This is a genomic window from Streptomyces sp. NPDC004126, from assembly GCF_050275515.1.
Classification (GTDB): Bacteria; Actinomycetota; Actinomycetes; order Streptomycetales; family Streptomycetaceae; genus Streptomyces.
In genome coordinates this window covers 1-16661 of sequence record NZ_JBNNPF010000016.1, presented here as the reverse complement: position 1 = coordinate 16661, position 16661 = coordinate 1, and the positions used below count along the sequence as shown (strand labels likewise).

Annotated in this window: 11 protein-coding genes; 6 read left to right on the top strand and 5 right to left on the bottom strand. The window is 75.2% G+C overall.

The genetic code is table 11. The annotated features are described in order from the left end of the window. Positions 1-49 precede the first annotated feature (49 nt). On the top strand, positions 50-2326 hold the full coding sequence (locus tag ACQKM2_RS17130; protein WP_427710519.1) for a DPP IV N-terminal domain-containing protein: 2277 nt from the start codon (positions 50-52) through the stop codon (positions 2324-2326). A gap of 123 nt (positions 2327-2449) precedes the next feature. On the opposite strand, the gene ACQKM2_RS17125 is transcribed toward ACQKM2_RS17130, so the two are convergent. Continuing rightward, positions 2450-2830 (bottom strand): VOC family protein, encoded by a 381-nt coding sequence (locus ACQKM2_RS17125; RefSeq protein WP_427710518.1) that lies wholly within the window; start codon positions 2828-2830, stop codon positions 2450-2452. Positions 2831-3085: 255 nt separating this feature from the next. On the opposite strand from ACQKM2_RS17125, the gene ACQKM2_RS17120 reads away from it, so the two are divergent. Further along, entirely contained in the window at positions 3086-4033 is a 948-nt protein-coding gene (locus tag ACQKM2_RS17120) for an aldo/keto reductase (protein WP_427710516.1), read from the top strand. A gap of 51 nt (positions 4034-4084) precedes the next feature. On the opposite strand, the gene ACQKM2_RS17115 is transcribed toward ACQKM2_RS17120, so the two are convergent. Beyond that, positions 4085-4969 (bottom strand): ABC transporter permease, encoded by an 885-nt coding sequence (locus tag ACQKM2_RS17115; RefSeq protein WP_427710514.1) that lies wholly within the window; start codon positions 4967-4969, stop codon positions 4085-4087. Next, on the bottom strand, positions 4966-7725 hold the full coding sequence (locus ACQKM2_RS17110) for an alpha/beta fold hydrolase (protein ID WP_427710512.1): 2760 nt from the start codon (positions 7723-7725) through the stop codon (positions 4966-4968). The genes ACQKM2_RS17115 and ACQKM2_RS17110 overlap by 4 nt, the downstream gene beginning before the upstream one ends. Before the next feature lie 216 nt (positions 7726-7941). Between ACQKM2_RS17110 and ACQKM2_RS17105 the strand changes: the two genes are divergently transcribed. From ACQKM2_RS17105 to ACQKM2_RS17095, 3 genes are all read left to right on the top strand, one after another. Beyond that, on the top strand, positions 7942-9480 hold the full coding sequence (locus ACQKM2_RS17105; RefSeq protein WP_427710511.1) for an ATP-dependent DNA ligase: 1539 nt from the start codon (positions 7942-7944) through the stop codon (positions 9478-9480). 80 nt (positions 9481-9560) lie between these two features. Then, complete coding sequence (locus ACQKM2_RS17100; protein WP_427710509.1) at positions 9561-10223, top strand: helix-turn-helix domain-containing protein; 663 nt, start codon at positions 9561-9563, stop codon at positions 10221-10223. 116 nt (positions 10224-10339) lie between these two features. Continuing rightward, positions 10340-10534, top strand: a complete 195-nt coding sequence (locus tag ACQKM2_RS17095) for a DUF6126 family protein (protein ID WP_427710507.1) — start codon at positions 10340-10342, stop codon at positions 10532-10534. On the opposite strand, the gene ACQKM2_RS17090 is transcribed toward ACQKM2_RS17095, so the two are convergent. Together ACQKM2_RS17090 and ACQKM2_RS17085 are read right to left on the bottom strand one after the other, a co-directional pair. Beyond that, entirely contained in the window at positions 10498-11163 is a 666-nt protein-coding gene (locus ACQKM2_RS17090; RefSeq protein ID WP_427710506.1) for a DUF6629 family protein, read from the bottom strand. The two genes, ACQKM2_RS17095 and ACQKM2_RS17090, sit on opposite strands and share 37 nt — an antisense overlap. Before the next feature lie 15 nt (positions 11164-11178). Next, positions 11179-12768: a DHA2 family efflux MFS transporter permease subunit gene (locus tag ACQKM2_RS17085; RefSeq protein WP_427710504.1), complete on the bottom strand. Its 1590-nt coding sequence runs from the start codon at positions 12766-12768 to the stop codon at positions 11179-11181. 225 nt (positions 12769-12993) lie between these two features. On the opposite strand from ACQKM2_RS17085, the gene ACQKM2_RS17080 reads away from it, so the two are divergent. Next, a complete protein-coding gene (locus tag ACQKM2_RS17080) occupies positions 12994-16560 on the top strand; it encodes a S8 family serine peptidase (RefSeq protein ID WP_427710502.1) in 3567 nt (1188 codons plus the stop codon). Positions 16561-16661: the final 101 nt, after the last annotated feature.

Sequence of the window (16661 nt, the reverse complement as noted above, 5' to 3'; positions counted from 1 at the left end):
GCGCGGCGCCACCCTCCCCAAGACCGGCAGCTACGAAGGACATCGAGGCATGAGCACCATTCAGGACTACCAGGCCGCGGAACAGCTCCTGCGCAGGGCCGCCCACCCGGGCGAACTCGTCGTCGGCGACAAGATCAGGCCGCAGTGGACCGACGGGGGCACCCGCTTCTGGTACGCGGTGAGCAACGGCGCCGGCAAGCGCTTCGTCCTGGTCGACCCGGCCGCCGGCACCCGCGCGCCGGCCTTCGACCACGAACGGCTCGCCGCCGCGCTGGCCGCCGCCTCCGGGCACCATGCCGACCCCGGGGCCCTGCCCTTCACGGGCATCGTACTGCTCGACGGCGCCGTCGAGTTCGACGCGTTCGGCGGGTACTGGCGCTGTGAACTGGCGGAATACACCTGCGAACAGGCCGAGTTCACCCCGCCCGGCAACCCGCTGGAGGTGGTCTCGCCCGACGGGAAGACCGCCGTCCACCGGCACGGCCACGACCTGTGGGCCCGCTCGCTGTCCGACGGCGCCGACCGGCCGCTGACCACCGACGGCGCCCCCGACCACGCCTACGGCCCCGGCCCGGACAGCACCGCCAACGCCACCCTGCTGCGCAAGATCGGCCTGCCGTACCTGCCGCCCGCCGTGGCCTGGTCGCCCGACTCCACGAAGGTCCTCGCGCACCGGACGGACCAGCGCGAGGTCCGCCTGACCCATCTCGTCGAGTCGCGCCCCGCCGACGGCGGCGCGCCCCGCACGCACACCCAGCGGTTCGCCCACCCCGGCGACGAGAACGTCCCCCGCGCCGAACTGGTGGTGCTGGACGTCGCCACGGGCACGGTGGTCCGCGCGCAGGCCGAGCCGCTGCTCATGCCGGTGATGTCGCCGGTCGCCGCACAGTGGGCCTGGTGGGCCCCCGACGGCTCCGCCGTCTACTACCTCGCCCGGCCCCGGGACCTGCGCACGCTCACCCTGCACCGGATGGACCCGGCCACCGGCGAGGTCTCCACCGTGCTCAGCGAGAGCGCGGACACCCGGGTGGAGCCCAACCAGTACGCCTACGAGCCTCCGATCGTGCACCTGCTGGCCGACGAGGTCCTCTGGTACTCGCAGCGGGACGGCCGGGGCCACCTCTACCGGTACGACCTGCGCACCGGCGAGCTGCTCGGGCAGGTCACGTCCGGCGAATGGGCGGTGCGCCGGATCCTGCGCGTCGACGAGGCGGAACGTGTGGTGTACTTCACCGCCTCCGGCATGGTCGAGGAGGACCCGTACCGGCGCACGGTGTGCCGGGCGGGCCTGGACGGCACCGGTTTCGCCAGGGTCACGGACGACGTCCTGGACCACGTCGTCACCCTGCCGGGCGATCAGGCGTACTTCATCGACTCCGCTTCCACGGTCGACACCCCGCCGGTGACCACCGTCCGCGACTGGTCGGGCAGGGTCCTGGTCGAACTGGAGCGCGCCGACACCACCAAGCTCACGGCCACCGGCTGGACACCGCCCGAGCGGTTCCGCGTCAAGGCGGCCGACGGGGTCACGGACGTGTACGGAGTTCTCTACCGGCCCCGCGGGTTCGACCCGGCCCGGCGTTACCCCGTGGTCGACAACGTCTACCCCGGTCCCCAGGTCAACCGGGTCGCCCCGAGCTTCGATCCCGGCGGCATGGGCCTCGACGCGGAGCCCCTCGCGGCGCTCGGCTTCGTCGTGATGGCGCTGGACGGGCGGGGTACCCCCGGACGCGACAAGGCCTTCCACGACGCCTCCTACGGCCGCCTCGCCGACGCGGGCAACCTGGCCGACCACGTCGCGGCGCTGCGGCAGCTGGCCGGGGACCGGCCCTGGATGGACCTGGACCGGGTCGGTGTGTTCGGCCACTCCGGTGGCGGGTTCGCCGCCGCCCGCGCGATGCTGGACCACCCCGAGGTGTACAAGACGGGGGTCGCCCTCTCCGGCTCCCACGACGCCCGCCACTTCAACGCCGGCTTCGTGGAGTCCTACGACGGCGCGGACAACCCCGGGGCATGGGCCCGGACTTCCAGCGTGGACCTCGCCGACCGCCTGGCGGGCAAGCTCCTGCTGATCCACGGTGAAATGGACGACCAGGTCCACCCGGAGCAGACCCTGCGCCTGGCCGACCGGCTCGTCGCCGCCGGCAAGGACTTCGAGCTGTTCGTCCTGCCCGGAGCCGAGCACACGTTCATCGACCACCTGGCCTACGTCCGCACGCGCTGCTGGGACTTCCTGGTGCGCGAGCTGCTGGGCGAGCAGCCTCCCGCCTACCGCCCCGCTCCGATCCCGATCGGCCCCGAGATGCTCGCGGACCTGTTCGGCTGAGCCGCCCCGCCCCGCCCGGCGGGACGCCGGTGCACGCCCCCGTCACGGGGGTCGGGGGCGCGCACCGGCTCCGGCCGTGAACGGTTCCGGCCCGGCCCGCAGGGGCCGGGCCGGAAGGCCGTACTAGCCGCCGTACGGGCGGGTGATGATCTCCATCGCGTGTCCGGCGGGGTCCATGAAGTACACCCCGCGGCCGCCGTCGTTGTGGTTGATCTCGCCCGGGTGCCTGCGGTGCGGGTCGGCGAAGTACTCGACCCCCGCAGCCCGGATCTTCTCGAAGGCGGAGTCGAACTCCTCCTCCGAGATCAGGAACGCGTAGTGCTGCGGCGTGATGGACTCGGCCGGGATGGTCGCGAAGTCCAGGGTCACGCCGTTGGCGGTGGACACGGGGACGAACGGGCCCCACTCAGGGCCGACTTCGAGACCGAGGACGTCCGCGAGGAAAGCGGCGGACGCCTTGTTGTCGAGGGCGTGGACGATCGTGTGGTTCAGCTGGACCGACATGGGTGAATGCCTCCGAAAGGCAGTCACGGCACCTCCATGCCTCACCCGGTCGGTGACCGACACGCGATGCCGTCGCGATGATCCTAAACAGCCCGTCCCGGTGCGGTCCACCCCTTTCGCGCCATGTGTGCGCCCTCCCGCCAGCGGCCGACACACACTGTTCACGGCCCGCGGGCGGCGGACCGGTGCGACGGGAGGACCGGTCTCCCTAGACTGCGACGTGGCCCACCGCACGAGTACGGAGGAACAACCCGCATGCGCTACGTCCCCCTGGGCACCTCAGGGCTGAAGGTCTCCGCCGTCGGCCTCGGCTGCAACAACTTCGGCGGCCGCCTCGACGCCCGGGCCACCGGCGCCGTCGTCGACGCCGCCCTCGACTCCGGGATCACCCTCCTCGACACCGCCGACATCTACGGCGGCCAGGGCGGCTCCGAGAACCACCTAGGCCAGGTCCTCAAGGGCCGCCGCGACCAGGTGGTCCTCGCCACCAAGTTCGGCTACGACGGCGTCGACATGGGATACGGCCCCGCCGCCGGGTCCCGCGGCGGCCGCGCCTACATCCGGCGCGCCGTCGAGGAGTCCCTGCGCCGCCTGGACACCGACCACATCGACCTCTACCAGCTGCACAGCCCCGACCCCGGGACGCCGATCGCCGAGACCCTCGCGGCCCTCACCGAACTCGTCGCCGAGGGCAAGATCCGCTACATCGGACACTCCAACCTCAGCGGCTGGCAGCTCGCCGAAGCCGCCCACACGGCCCGCGAGACCGGTGCCGCGCCCTTCGTCTCCGCGCAGAACGAGTGGTCGCTGCTCCAGCGGTCCGCCGAGCGGGAACTGGTCCCCGCCGCCCGCCACTACGGCCTCGGCGTCCTCCCGTACTTCCCGCTGGCCAACGGCCTCCTCACCGGCAAGATCCGCCGGGGCGCCCCCGTCCCGGCCGGCTCCCGCCTCGAAGGCCGCGACGGCTACCTCACCGAGGAACGCCTCGACACCGTGGAGGCGCTGGCCGCGATCGCCGACAAGTACGGCCGCAGCGTCCTGGAACTGGCCGTCGGCTGGCTCTCCGCCCAGCCCGGCTGCTCCTCCGTCATCGCCGGCGCCACCTCGCCCGAGCAGGTGCGCGCCAACGCCGCGACGGCCGAACGGCCCCTGGAGACGGAGCTGCTGGCCGAGATCGACGAGGTCGCGCGGGCCCACGCGTAGGCCCCGTCGCGGGGGCCCGCGCGATCTCGCACGGGCCCCCGCGACGCAGCGTCAGGACGTGACGTCCTTGCGGGAGAAACCCCGGAAGGCGAGTGCGAACAGCACCACGGCGTACGACACCGACACCACCACGCCCTTGACCATCCCGCCCCACTCCAGCTGCGGCTGCAGGGCGTCCGCCCAGGCGAACTGCCAGTGGGCCGGCAGGAACTCGCGCCACGACCCGAGGGCCGTCACCGCGTCCAGCACGTTCCCCACGATCGTGAGGCCGACCGCGCCGCCCACCGCGCCGAGCGGCGCGTCCGTCCGCGTCGACAGCCAGAACGCCAGCCCGGCCGTCACCAGCTGCGACACGAACACGAACGCCACCGCCAGCGCCAGCCGCGGCACCGAGTCACCGGCGGGCAGCGCCCCGCCCGTCGGGAGCCGCAGCGGCCCCCACCCGTACGCGGCCGTGCCCGCCGCCAGCGCCACCACCGGCAGCAGCACGATCGCCGCCAGGCTGAACCCCAGCGCCACCACCAGCTTGCTCCACAGCAGCCGGGCCCGGGGCACCGGCGAGGCCAGCAGGTACCGCAGCGAGGACCAGCTCGCCTCCGAGGCCACCGTGTCCCCGCAGAACAGCGCCACCGGCACCACCAGCAGGAACCCGGCCGACACGAACAGGCAGGTCACCGCGAAGTTCGCGCCGGAGGCCGTCGCCGTGTCGATCAGGCTGATCCGGCCGTTGGCGCCGCCGCCTGGCCCGTCGTCCGGGCCGCCGCCCACCGCGAACGCGATGATCATCACGAACGGCAGCGCGGCCAGCACCCCGCCCATCACCATCGTCCGCCGCCTGCGCCACTGCCGCAGCGCCTCCACCCGCAGCGGCAGCGTCCGCCCCGCCCGGTAGCCGGGCGCGGTCTCCCGCACCCGGGTCTCCTCCACGGCACTCATGCCGTACCTCCGATCAGGGTGAGGAAGGCGTCCTCCAGCCGCCGGTGCGGCCCCACCGCCGCCACCGGCAGCTCCAGCCGCACGAGATCGCCGATCAGTGCCGCGGGCGAGGCGCCGTCGAGCCGGACGAGCAGCCCCTCGTCGCAGCGCACCGCGGAGGCCACGCCCTCCAGGGCGCCGACCTTCCCCACCGCCACGTCGTCCACCGGCTCCGCCAGGGTCACCAGCAGGGTGTCCCCGCCGCCGGTGATCTCGGCGACCTCGCCGGCCCGCACGAGCCGCCCGCGGTCCATGACCACCAGGTGCGTGCAGGACTGCTCCACCTCCGACAGCAGGTGGCTGGAGACGATGACCGTCCGCCCGCCGGCGGCGTAGCGGATCATCACGTCCCGCATCTCCCGGATCTGCGGCGGGTCCAGACCGTTCGTCGGCTCGTCGAGGATCAGCAGGTCCGGCATCCCCAGCATCGCCTGCGCGATCGCGAGCCGCTGGCGCATGCCCTGCGAGTACGTGCGCACCGCCCGCTCCAGGGCGTCGCCGAGCCCGGCGATCTCCAGGGCCTCCGCCATGTGCGCGTCCTCGACGGGACGGCCCGTGGCCTGCCAGTACAGCTCCAGGTTGGTCCGGCCCGTCAGGTGCGGCAGGAAGCCGGCGCCCTCCACGAACGCCCCCACCCGCGACAGCACCGGGGAGCCGGGCCGGATCGGATGACCGAACACCCGGATCTCCCCGGCGTCCGGCGTGATCAGGCCCATCAGCATCCGCAGGGTCGTGGTCTTGCCCGCGCCGTTGGGCCCGAGCAGGCCCAGCACCTGGCCCTTCTCCACCCGGAAGGACAGGTCCCGCACGGCGTAGCGGTCCTGTGCCTTCGCGTACCGCTTCGTCAGCCCGGTGATGTCCAGCGGTACGTCGGCCAGTGCGGGCTCGGGCCGCGCCTCCCGCGCCCGGGCCCCCGCGCGGCCGCCGCCGGTCCGCCGGATCCCGAGGAGCCCGGCGGCCAGCGCCAGCGCGCCCAGCGGCATCCACCAGGTCCAGGCGGGCAGCCCGGCGGCCGCGGTGTCCACCCCGTCCGCGACGGGCACCCGCAGCGGGCCCTCCGCCGAGACGGTGTAGGAGGCCGGGGCGGCCGGCGAGGCGTAGCCGAGGTCGGTGGCGGCCACCACCAGCCGCAGCCGGTGCCCGGCCTGGACGGCGTGGTCGATTGCCGGGAGCCGCAGCTCCACGCTCCGGCCCTGCCCGGCGTCCTCCACCCGCACGGGCGCGACCAGCTGGGAGGGCAGCACCTGCTGCCGCCCGTCCGGCCCCACGTCGTACACCTTGCCGAACAGCACGGCCGAGCCGTCGGCAGCCGTCGACCTCACCTTCAGGGTGACGGTCGGCGAGCCGGTGACCCGTACGGCCTCGGTCAGCGGCTCCGACTCGAAGCGGGCGTTCTGCCCGGGGAAGTCCAGCGAGAGCCCGGTCCCGAGGGCGGCGAGCTGTCCGCCGACGCCGGGCAGCGCGGACAGTGACGGCGGCGCCCCGCCGGCCGGGTTGGCGAAGGTCTGCTCCCGGCCCGAGAGGGCGAAGCCGCGCGGAGCGGAGCCCAGTCCCGGGTAGCGTTCCCCGCTCGCGCCGCGCAGGGTCAGCCGCCCGTCGGTGGAGTCGAACCCGCCGGAGCGCGACACCCGGAACGCCGGGCCGGTGTCCGCGGAGGCGTCGTCCTTCAGGTAGCGGTCGAACCAGGCGGCCACCCGGGCCTCGACCCGGGCCTCCTCGCGCATGCCGCCGTCGTGCCCGCCGGCCGCCCAGTCCACGGCGACCGGGGCCCCGTTCGCGGCGATGGCCTTCGCCATGGCGTCGGCCTGGTCCAGCGGGAAGAGGGAGTCCTCCTGCCCCTGGACGATCAGCGCCGGCACCTTGATGCGGTCGGCCACGGCCGAGGGGCTGCGCCGCTCCAGCAGCTCGCGCGCCTCGGCGTCGGGCTTCCCCGCCACCGCCACGCGCTCGTACATGGCGCACAGCTGCGGCTCGAACCGGCCGCAGCCGGGCGCGCCGCCCGGTCCCGCCGGTTCCGCCGCCCCCGGCGCACCGGCGCCCGCGAGGGGCTGCGCCTGCTGGAGGCCGCCCGCCGCGCCGGTGGTGAAGAAGATCCCGGCCCAGAGCTTCTTGAACACGCCCTGGGGGAAGAGGGAGTCGGCGAGGTTCCAGTACGTGATCTGCGGGGCGATCGCGTCCACCCGCCGGTCGTACCCGGCCGCCAGCAGGGCCACGGCCCCGCCGTAGGAGGCCCCGGCCACGCCGACGCGCGGGTCGCCGTCCGCGTCGAGCCGCACCTCCGGCCGCCGGGCCAGCGCGTCGACGAGCGCGGAGACGTCCTTGACCTCGTGCTCGGGGTCGTTCAGTCCGATCTTCCCGCCGGAGCGGCCGAAGCCGCGCGCCGACCAGGTCATCACGGCGTAGCCGTCGCGGGCCAGGCGCTCGGCCTGGGCGCGGACGTCGTCCTTGCTCCCGCCGAAGCCGTGGCCGAGGAGGACGGCGGGCCGCTTCGCGGAGGGGTCCCCTGAGGTGAAGAAGGAGGTGTCGATCCCGGCACCGGGCGCGCCCGGAGCCGCGGCGTCCAGCCCGGGCACCTGCACGAACCGGTCCTCGCGGCGCACGGCCGGCTCGTCCCCGGACGCGGCGGCCGTCCAGGAGCCGGCGCCCGCCAGGACGGCGAGGGCGGCGGCGCCGGCGAGCAGGCGGTCCCGGGGCCGCCGGGGCAGTCGTAGCTTCATACGGGCACCCTAAAGCCCGTGATCGTCTTCCCCGAGCTCCCTCAGGGGGAGCTCCGCCCCTTCTCCAGGACTACCCGCGCGGACGGGTGTACCGCAGCCGCAGTAGACCCGCCCCCGCGTCCCGCCCCCGCGCCCCGTCCCGCGTCACCCGCCGGTTGCGCCGGCGGCGGCGGCCCGGGCCTGCGCCGGGGCGCGACCGGCGGGAGGATGGACGGCATGCTGCTCGCCGAGGTCGCACGCGTGTCCCGGGAGGTCGCGCAGGCCTCCGCCCGCTCCCGTAAGACCGCCCTGCTCGCGGAGCTCTTCGCGGCAGCCCCCGCCGAGGAGGCCGCCCTCGTCATCGCCTACCTGTCCGGGCGGCTCCCGCAGGGCCGGCCCGGGGTCGGCCGGCGCACCCTGGCCCAGGACACCGCCCCCGCGGCGGAGCCCGCGCTCACCGTGACGGCCGTCGACGACGCCGTGACCGGGCTGGCCGCCGTGGCGGGCCCGGGGGCGCAGGCCGAACGCCGCCGGATCGTCGCCGCCCTGCTCGGCGCCGCCACCGCGGACGAACAGCGCTTCCTGCGCAGCCTGCTGTCCGGCGAGGTGCGCCAGGGCGCGCTGGACGCCGTCGCCCTGGAAGGGGCGGCCAAGGCCGCCGGGCTGCCGGCCGCCGAGCTGCGCCGGGCCGTGATGCTGGACGGCTCGCTGCCCCGGACGGCGGCGGCCGCGCTGGCCGGGGGCGCCGAGGCACTGCGCGGGGTGACCCTGCGCATCGGGCAGCCCGTACAGCCCATGCTGGCCGGGACCGCGCGCTCGCTGGCCGACGCCCTGGCGGCGCTCGCCCCCTGCGCGGTGGAGGAGAAGCTCGACGGGATCCGGGTGCAGGTGCACCGGGACGGGGACGAGGTGCGGATCCACACCCGCTCCCTCGACGAGATCACCGGGCGGCTGCCGGAGCTGGCCGAACTGGCCCGGAGCCTGCCCGGCGAGCGGTTCGTCCTCGACGGGGAGGTCATCGGGCTGGGGGCCGACGGGCGCCCGGTGCCCTTCCAGGAGATCGCGGGCCGGGTCGGCTCCCGGCTGGACGTGGCGGCGGCGCGCGAGGCCCTCCCGGTGACCGTCCGCTTCTTCGACGTCCTGGCCCTCGGCGACGCGGTCCTGCTGGACCTGCCGGTCCGGGAGCGGCACGCGGCCCTGGCCGCCCTGGTGCCGGAGCCGGCCCGGGTGCGGCGGCTGGTGGTGGAGGACGCCGGGGCGGGGGCGGCGGCCGCCGAGGAGTTCTGGACGCGGACCCTGCGGCGGGGCCACGAGGGGGTCGTGGTCAAGGCCCTGGACTCCCCGTACGCGGCGGGCCGGCGCGGCAAGCAGTGGCTGAAGGTGAAACCGGTCCGCACCCTCGACCTGGTGGTGCTCGCCGCCGAACGGGGCCACGGCCGCCGCACCGGACTGCTGTCCAACCTGCACCTGGGCGCGCGGACCGGCGACGGCGGCTACGCCATGCTCGGCAAGACCTTCAAGGGGCTGACGGACGAGATGCTGCACTGGCAGACCGCGCGGCTGCACGAGCTCGCGGAGGAGGATGACGGCTTCACCGTCCGGGTCAGGCCCGAACTGGTGGTGGAGATCGCCTACGACGGTCTCCAGCGCTCCCCGCGCTACCCGGCCGGGGTCGCCCTGCGCTTCGCCCGGGTCCTGCGGCACCGCCCGGACAAGACGGCGCAGGAGGCCGACACCGTGGAGACCGTGCTGGAACAGGGCCGCCGGGACGGCTGAGGGAGGTCCGGGAGGGATTCGGGTTTGCCTCAGAGGCAAGGAGGTTTGCCAGGAAGGCAAGGCTCTGGCTCAATCGGGGTATGACGCCCCGTTCCGAGGAACCAGACGGCACCGGCACCGGCACCGGCGGCGAGGCCCCCGGGGAGGCCCTCGCCGACGAGCTGCCCGCCGTCGCCCCGCAGCTGCGCGACCTGCGCCGCCGCGCCGGGCTCACGCTGGAGGCCGCCGCCGCGCGGGCCAGGCTCTCGCCCGCGCACCTGTCCCGGCTGGAGACCGGCCGGCGCCAGCCCTCGCTGCCGCTGCTGCTCGGGCTCGCCCGCACCTACGGTACGACCGTCTCCGAGCTGCTCGGCGAGACCCCCGCCGTCGCCGATCCCATCGTACGGGCCGGCGGCCCCGGGGCCCGCGAGGCCGACGGGTGGACGTACTGGCAGGCCGGCGGCTCCGGGCGGGGGATGCAGGCGCTGCGCGTGCACGTCCCGCACGGGCGCAGCCAGGGCGAGCTGGTGCGCGTACACCCCGGGGAGGAGTGGCTGTACGTGCTCAGCGGGCGGCTCCGGCTGCACCTGGGGGAGGCCGAGCACCTGCTGGAGCCGGGGGACAGCGCGCACTTCGACTCGCTCACCCCGCACCGGATCGGCGCGGCCGGGCCGGGCGGGTGCGAGCTGCTGTTCGTCCACACCCTGCTGCAGAGCAGCCTCGCCGGGCTGTGCCTCGGCACCAAGACCACGCACCAGCGCTAGGGGGAGCCGCCACCGTGCCCGAATCCGTGTCCGAGTCCGTGCCCGAATCCGAGTCGGCGTCCGAGTCGGCGTCCGAATCCGAGTCCGCGTCCGCGTCCGAGTCCCGAGGAGACCAGATGTCCAGCACCGCAGAGCAGGCCGTTCCGGAGCAGGGGCAGGCCCAGGCGCCCGCCCAGCGCACCATCCGCGAGCGCTTCGAGTCGAAGTTCCCGCGCGGTCTGATCATCCGGCTCATCGCCTACCTGTTCGTGGGCCACCTCTTCGCCTTCTTCGTCTACCTGCTCTTCGTCCTGGGCGGCCAGAACCAGTAGTCCCGGTCGCGGTCCGGGGCCCCCTCCGGGCGCCGTACCCAGCCCAGCACCAGCACCGAGGCCGCCGCCGCGAAGGCGCACCAGGTGGAGGCGAACTCCAGCCGCCACAGCGCCGCGCAGACCACCGCCCCGGCGGCCAGCACCGCCCCCAGCAGCCGCAGCGTCCGGTCCCCGGCGAGCAGCAGGGCGCCGAGGGTGGCGTACAGGTAGCCCGCCAGGACCGGCGGGGCCCAGGGGACGTCGACCCCGTAGCCGATCACCCGCCCCCGGACCACGGCGCTCACCGGCCGCACGGCCAGGCAGTACGCGAGCACCGCGGCCACCGCGATCCCCGCGGCCGCCGGCCCCAGCAGCCGGCGCCGGGACCCGGGCGCGGCGGCGAGCAGCACCCCGAGCGGCACCCACAGCGGCAGCACCGGCAGCGCGATCACCGCCCAGGCCGTGGTGGCCGGGCCGCAGCCGCCGCCCGCGCGCCAGACGGCGGCCTCGACCAGCTGGTGCGCGCCGAGCAGCAGCGGGAGCGCGGCGACGGGCAGGTCCCGGGCCCGCCGCGCGCGGGCCAGGCACACCACCCCGACGGCGGCCACGGCCGTGCCCGCCGTCAGGTCCGCGGCCGCGCTCCAGCACACCCGGGTCCTCCGCCGTCAGTGCGGGCCCTGCGCCGGATCCGGCCCCGAGGGGTGTTCCAGCGGCGGGGCGCCGATCGCGCAGTGCGTACGGCACTCCGGGTGGCAGACCCCGGGCGCGGGGGAGCGTACGGTCGCCCAGGCGGTGGCGGCGCCCGCCACCAGGGCGCCCGCGCACCAGAGCATGGCCCGCCCGAAGGCGGAGTCGAAGGCCCCGGCGGACAGGTACGCGTCCGGGCCCATCCCGGCCAGCAGCGGCAGCGCCGCCACCGCGAGCAGTCCGGCGGCCCGCGCGGCGGCGTTGTTGATCCCGCTGGCCAGGCCCGCCCGCCCGGCCGGCACCGAGGCCAGCACGGTGGCGGTCAGCGGGGCCACCAGCACGGTCATGCCCGCGCCCATCACCACCATGGCCGGCAGCACGTCCCGCGGGTACGACGCGTCCGGGCCCACCCGCAGCATGAGCAGCGTCCCGGCCGCGCACAGCAGCGGCCCGACGGTGAGCGGCACGCGCGGCCCGATCCGCTCCCCGAGCGCCCCCGCCCGCGAGGAGAGCAGCAGCATCAGGACGGTGGTGGGCAGCAGCGCGGCACCGGCGCCGAGGGCGGAGTACCCGGACACCACCTGGAGCTGGAGCACGACGAGGAAGAAGAAGCCGCCGAAGGCGGCGTAGACGAACAGGGTGACGAGGTTGACGGCGGTGAACTGCCGGGAGGCGAAGATGTCCGGCGGCACCATCGGATCCGGCCGGTGCCGCTCCACGTACACGAACACGGCCGCCAGCAGCACCCCGCCCACCGCCGCGCCGATGACCGGGGCCGCAGCGGACCGGGCCTCGATCAGGGCGTACGTCAGCAGGCCCAGCGCCGCCGCGCCCAGGACCGCGCCGAGCACGTCGAACCGCCCGCCCGCGGCCGGATCCCGCGATTCCGGTACGTGCTTCAGGGCCACCGGCACGCACAGCGCGGCCACCGGCACGTTCAGCAGGAACACCCACCGCCAGCCCGGCCCGTCCACCAGCCAGCCGCCGAGGAAGGGCCCCACGGCCGCGCCGACACCGCCGAACCCCGACCACAGGCCCACCGCGCGGGCCCGGTCGTCCGCCCGGATCGAGCCCTGGATCAGCGCGAGGGAACCGGGCGTCAGCAGCGCGCCGCCGACGCCCTGGAGGGCCCGGGCGGCGATCAGGACCCCGGCGTTCGGCGCGAGCCCGCACAGGAGAGAGCCCGCCGCGAACCACACCACGCCGAGCACGAAGACGCGGCGCCGGCCGAACCGGTCGCCGAGCGCCCCGCCCACCAGGATCAGCGCGGCCAGGGTCAGCAGGTAGGCGTTCACCGTCCACTGGAGCACGGCCAGGTCGGCGCCGAGGTCCCGTCCGATGCGGGGCAGCGCCACGTTGACCACGGTGGAGTCCAGCAGGGCCATCGCCGACCCGAGGACGGTCGCGACCACGATCCAGCGCCCCTGCGCGGAGCCGAGCACGACCGAGGGCTCGGGGGCGGCCGCGGGCGCGGGTTGCCCGCTGGGCTCCGGGGCGGGCGCGGGGCCGGGCCCGGACGCCGGGGCGGGGCCGGGCTCGGGCACCGGTTCGCCGGGCAGCGGGCTCATCCCCCCAGGCTGACGCGCCCGCGCCCGGAAGGCCACCGGGGCGGGGCTCCCGGCTGCGCGCGGACCGTCCGGACCCGTCCCGACCCGTCCGTTCCGTGGCTCACGAGGCCCTCTTGTAATGCACATGGCATCTCCCAGAACATGACCCGCGCACTTCCCGCACGGCCTTCCCGCACGATCCGCACGATCTGCACGCGCCGCACCCGGCGCAAGAGGAGACGACACGTGCCACAACGCAACCGACGACGTTCCTTACGCGCGGCGCTCGCCGCTCTGAGCGCGGCCCTGCTCCTCCCGGTCGGCGCCGGCGTCGCGGCCGCCGCCCCGGAGCCCGGCCCCGCGCCCACCCCGGCCGAGCGCAAGCTCGAACCCGCCCTCCGCGCCCAGTTCGACGGATCCGAGAAGGCCGTCTTCTGGGTCTACCTCGACAGCGCCGCCGACCTGACCGCCGCGGGCAGGCAGCAGACCCGCGCCGCCAAGGCCGAAACGGTCCTGCGCACCAAGCAGGAGCACGCCTCGCGCACCCAGGCCGAGGTCCGCAAGGCCCTGGACGCGGCCGGGGCGGAGTACACCTCGTACTGGATCGTCAACGCCGTCCGCGTCGTCGGCAGCCGCAAACTCGCCGGGACCCTCGCAGAGCGCCCCGAGGTCGCCCGCATCGACGCCGACGACAAGGTCAGCCTCCCCAAGCCCGCCGAGGGCACCCGGGAGAAGACCGCCGCCGACGCCGTCGAATGGAACATCGACCGGATCAAGGCCCCCCAGGTCTGGGAACAGCTCGGCGTACGCGGCGAGGGCATCGTCGTCGCCAACATCGACAGCGGAGTCGACTACACCCACCCCGCCGTCAACAGCCAGTACCGCGGCAAGAACGCCGACGGCAGCTACAGCCACGACCACAACTGGTTCGACCCGGCCGGGATCTGCGCCGGTGCCGCGCCCTGCGACAACAACGACCACGGCACCCACACCATGGGCACGATGGTCGGCGACGACGGCGGGGCCAACAAGACCGGCGTCGCCCCCGGCGCCAAGTGGATCGCCGCGAAGGGCTGCGAGACCAACTCCTGCTCCGAGGCCTCCCTGCTCGCCTCCGGCCAGTGGATCGTCGCCCCCACCGACCTGCACGGCCAGAACCCCCGCCCCGACCTCGCCCCGCACATCGTCAACAACTCCTGGGGCAGCAGCGCGCACGACGACTGGTACCAGCAGGTCGTGGACGCCTGGCGGGCCGCCGGGATCTTCCCCGCCTTCTCCAACGGCAACTCCGGCCCGGGCTGCGGCACCAGCGGCTCGCCCGGCGACTACGCCCGCTCCTACAGCTCCGGCGCCTTCGGCAGCGACGGCGCCATCGCCTCCTTCTCCTCCCGCGGCGCCGGCCCCGGCGGCATCGTCAAGCCGAACATCGCCGCCCCCGGCGTGAACGTCCGCTCCTCCGTCCCCGGCGGCGAGTACGCCTCCTTCTCCGGGACCTCCATGGCCTCCCCGCACACGGCCGCCACCGTGGCCCTGCTGTGGTCGGCCGCGCCCTCCCTCGCCGGTGACGTGGCGCAGACGGAAGCCCTGCTGGACGGTACCGCCCAGGACACGGACAACGGCCAGTGCGGCGGCACCGCCGCCGACAACAACGTCTTCGGCGAGGGCCGCCTCGACGCCCTGGCCGCGGTGAACTCCGCCCCGCGCGGCACGGTCGGCGCGCTCGCCGGCACCGTCCGCGACGACGCCGGCGCACCCGTCACGGGAGCCAAGGTCACCGCGCACGGCCCGATCGACCGGACCGCGACCACCGCAGCCGACGGCACCTACCGCTTCGGCGTCCTGTCCACCGGCGCGTACGAGGTCACCGCCTCGAAGTTCGGCTACGGACAGCGCGGCACGACCGCGGCCGTCACCGAACAGGCCACCGCCACCGCCGACCTCACCCTGCCCCGGGCGGCCAGTGCCAGGCTCACCGGCACCGTCACCTCGCCCGCCGGGCCCGCCGCCGGAGCGGCCGTCACCATCGCGGACACCCCCGTGACCGCCACCACCGACGCGCAGGGCCGCTTCGAGGTCACCCTGCCGCACGGCACCTACGACGTGACCGCCACCCACCCCGCCCGCTGCCTCACCGCAGGCACGGCCAAGGCCGCCGTCACCGCCGACACCACCGTCACCGTCGCCCTCCCCGAGCGCACCGACGGCTACGGCTACGCCTGCGCCGCGGACGGCGGCCGCCCGTACTCCGCCGGCGACCGGCGCCTCGCCCTGACCGGCGACAACACCACCGAGCGCGTCGACCTGCCCTTCCCGCTGCCGCTCTACGGAAAGACGTACGCGCAGGCCTGGATCGGCACCAACGGCACGGTCAGCCTCGGCGGCAACCACACCGGCGACGTCAACGGCGACATCCCGAGCGCCGCCACCCCCAACGCCGCCCTCTACCCCTTCTGGGACGACCTCGTCGTCGGCGCCGCCGACACCGGATCGGGCGTCTTCACCGCCGTCACCGGCACCGCCCCGCACCGCAGTTACGTGATCGAGTGGCGCAAGGTCGCCCACTGGTCCGCGCAGGCCGACACCTTCTCCTTCTCGGCGGCCATCGGCGAGGACGGCACCGTCACCTACTCCTACAAGGGGACCGGCGGCACCGGGCTCAAGGGCGGCTCCTCCGCCACCGTCGGCGTGGAGAACGCGGCCGGCACCGACGCCTTCAAGTACTCCTTCAACACCCCCGCCCTCACCGACGGCCTCTCCATCGCCTTCCGCACCACCCGCAGCGGAGTCGTCACCGGCCGGGTGCTCGACGCCAACGACGGCGGCGGCGTCCCCGGCGCCACCGTGACCGTCGGCAGCGGCGACTCCGCCGTCTCCGCCACCACCGCCGCCGACGGCGGATACGTGGTCCAGAGCCCCTCGGGCGCCCGTACGGTCACCCTGGCCGCACCCTCCTACGAGACCGCCACCGCCGCCGCCGACGTCAAGCCGGCCGACGTCACCGAGGTCAGCCGGCCGCTGCGCACCGGCCGGGTCACCGCCGCCGCACCGGGCGTGGAACTGGTCCTGCCCGCCGACCAGCGGCGCACCCGCACCCTGGAACTCACCAACCCGGGCCTCACCACCGCCTACGCGGTCGCCGAGGACGCGCCCTGGCTGACGGTGACCCCGGCGGAGGGGAACCTCCCGACCGGCGGCAAGGCCCCGCTCACGCTGACCGCGGACACCGCGGGGCTGGCACCGGGCACCGTACTGAGCACCGGACTGCGGATCACCTCGGCCAGCGGCCGCACCCCCGTCCTCACCGTCCCCGTCAAGATCGTTGTACCGCGCTACCAGACCGCCGTGGACGCCGGCGCCGACCGGGCCGGCACGGACGCGGCGGGCGACGCCTGGTCCCCGGACCGCAAGTACACCGCCGGCTCGTACGGCTACCAGGGCAGCTCCTCCGTCCACTCCACCGCCCGCACCATCGCCGGCACCGACGAGCAGCGGCTCTTCCGCAGCGCCCGCGAGGGCATGTACGAGTACCGCTTCGACAACGTCCCGAACGGCACCTACACCGTGGAGCTGGGCTTCGCCGAACTCTCCACCACCCGGCCCGACAAGCGCGTCTTCGACGTCCTCGCCGAGGGGAGCCAGGTCCTGCCCTCCCTGGACATCGCCCTGGAGGCGGGCAGCTACACCGCCCTGACCAGGACCTACACGGTCAAGGTCACCGACGGGGTGCTCAACCTCCGCTTCGTCACGCACAGCGGCTTCGGCAAGCCGCTGGTCAACACCGTCCGGGTGACCGACCGCCCCGACAAGAACTAGCGCGGCCCGGCCCCGGCCCCGCCGCCGCCCGCCGCCCGGCAATCGGGTGGCGGGTGGCGGCTCCACCGGGACATCCCGCCCGGCTCACCGCCATGGCCCGG

What these genes read in the sequence shown, in the direction of transcription:
- ACQKM2_RS17115 (WP_427710514.1), bottom strand. Translation starts at nt 4,969, where the DNA reads ATGAGTGCCGTGGAGGAGACCCGGGTGCGGGAGACCGCGCCCGGCTAC.
- ACQKM2_RS17130 (WP_427710519.1), top strand. Translation starts at nt 50, where the DNA reads ATGAGCACCATTCAGGACTACCAGGCCGCGGAACAGCTCCTGCGCAGG.
- ACQKM2_RS17110 (WP_427710512.1), bottom strand. Translation starts at nt 7,725, where the DNA reads ATGAAGCTACGACTGCCCCGGCGGCCCCGGGACCGCCTGCTCGCCGGC.
- ACQKM2_RS17085 (WP_427710504.1), bottom strand. Translation starts at nt 12,768, where the DNA reads ATGAGCCCGCTGCCCGGCGAACCGGTGCCCGAGCCCGGCCCCGCCCCG.
- ACQKM2_RS17105 (WP_427710511.1), top strand. Translation starts at nt 7,942, where the DNA reads ATGCTGCTCGCCGAGGTCGCACGCGTGTCCCGGGAGGTCGCGCAGGCC.
- ACQKM2_RS17125 (WP_427710518.1), bottom strand. Translation starts at nt 2,830, where the DNA reads ATGTCGGTCCAGCTGAACCACACGATCGTCCACGCCCTCGACAACAAG.
- ACQKM2_RS17100 (WP_427710509.1), top strand. Translation starts at nt 9,561, where the DNA reads ATGACGCCCCGTTCCGAGGAACCAGACGGCACCGGCACCGGCACCGGC.
- ACQKM2_RS17120 (WP_427710516.1), top strand. Translation starts at nt 3,086, where the DNA reads ATGCGCTACGTCCCCCTGGGCACCTCAGGGCTGAAGGTCTCCGCCGTC.
- ACQKM2_RS17095 (WP_427710507.1), top strand. Translation starts at nt 10,340, where the DNA reads ATGTCCAGCACCGCAGAGCAGGCCGTTCCGGAGCAGGGGCAGGCCCAG.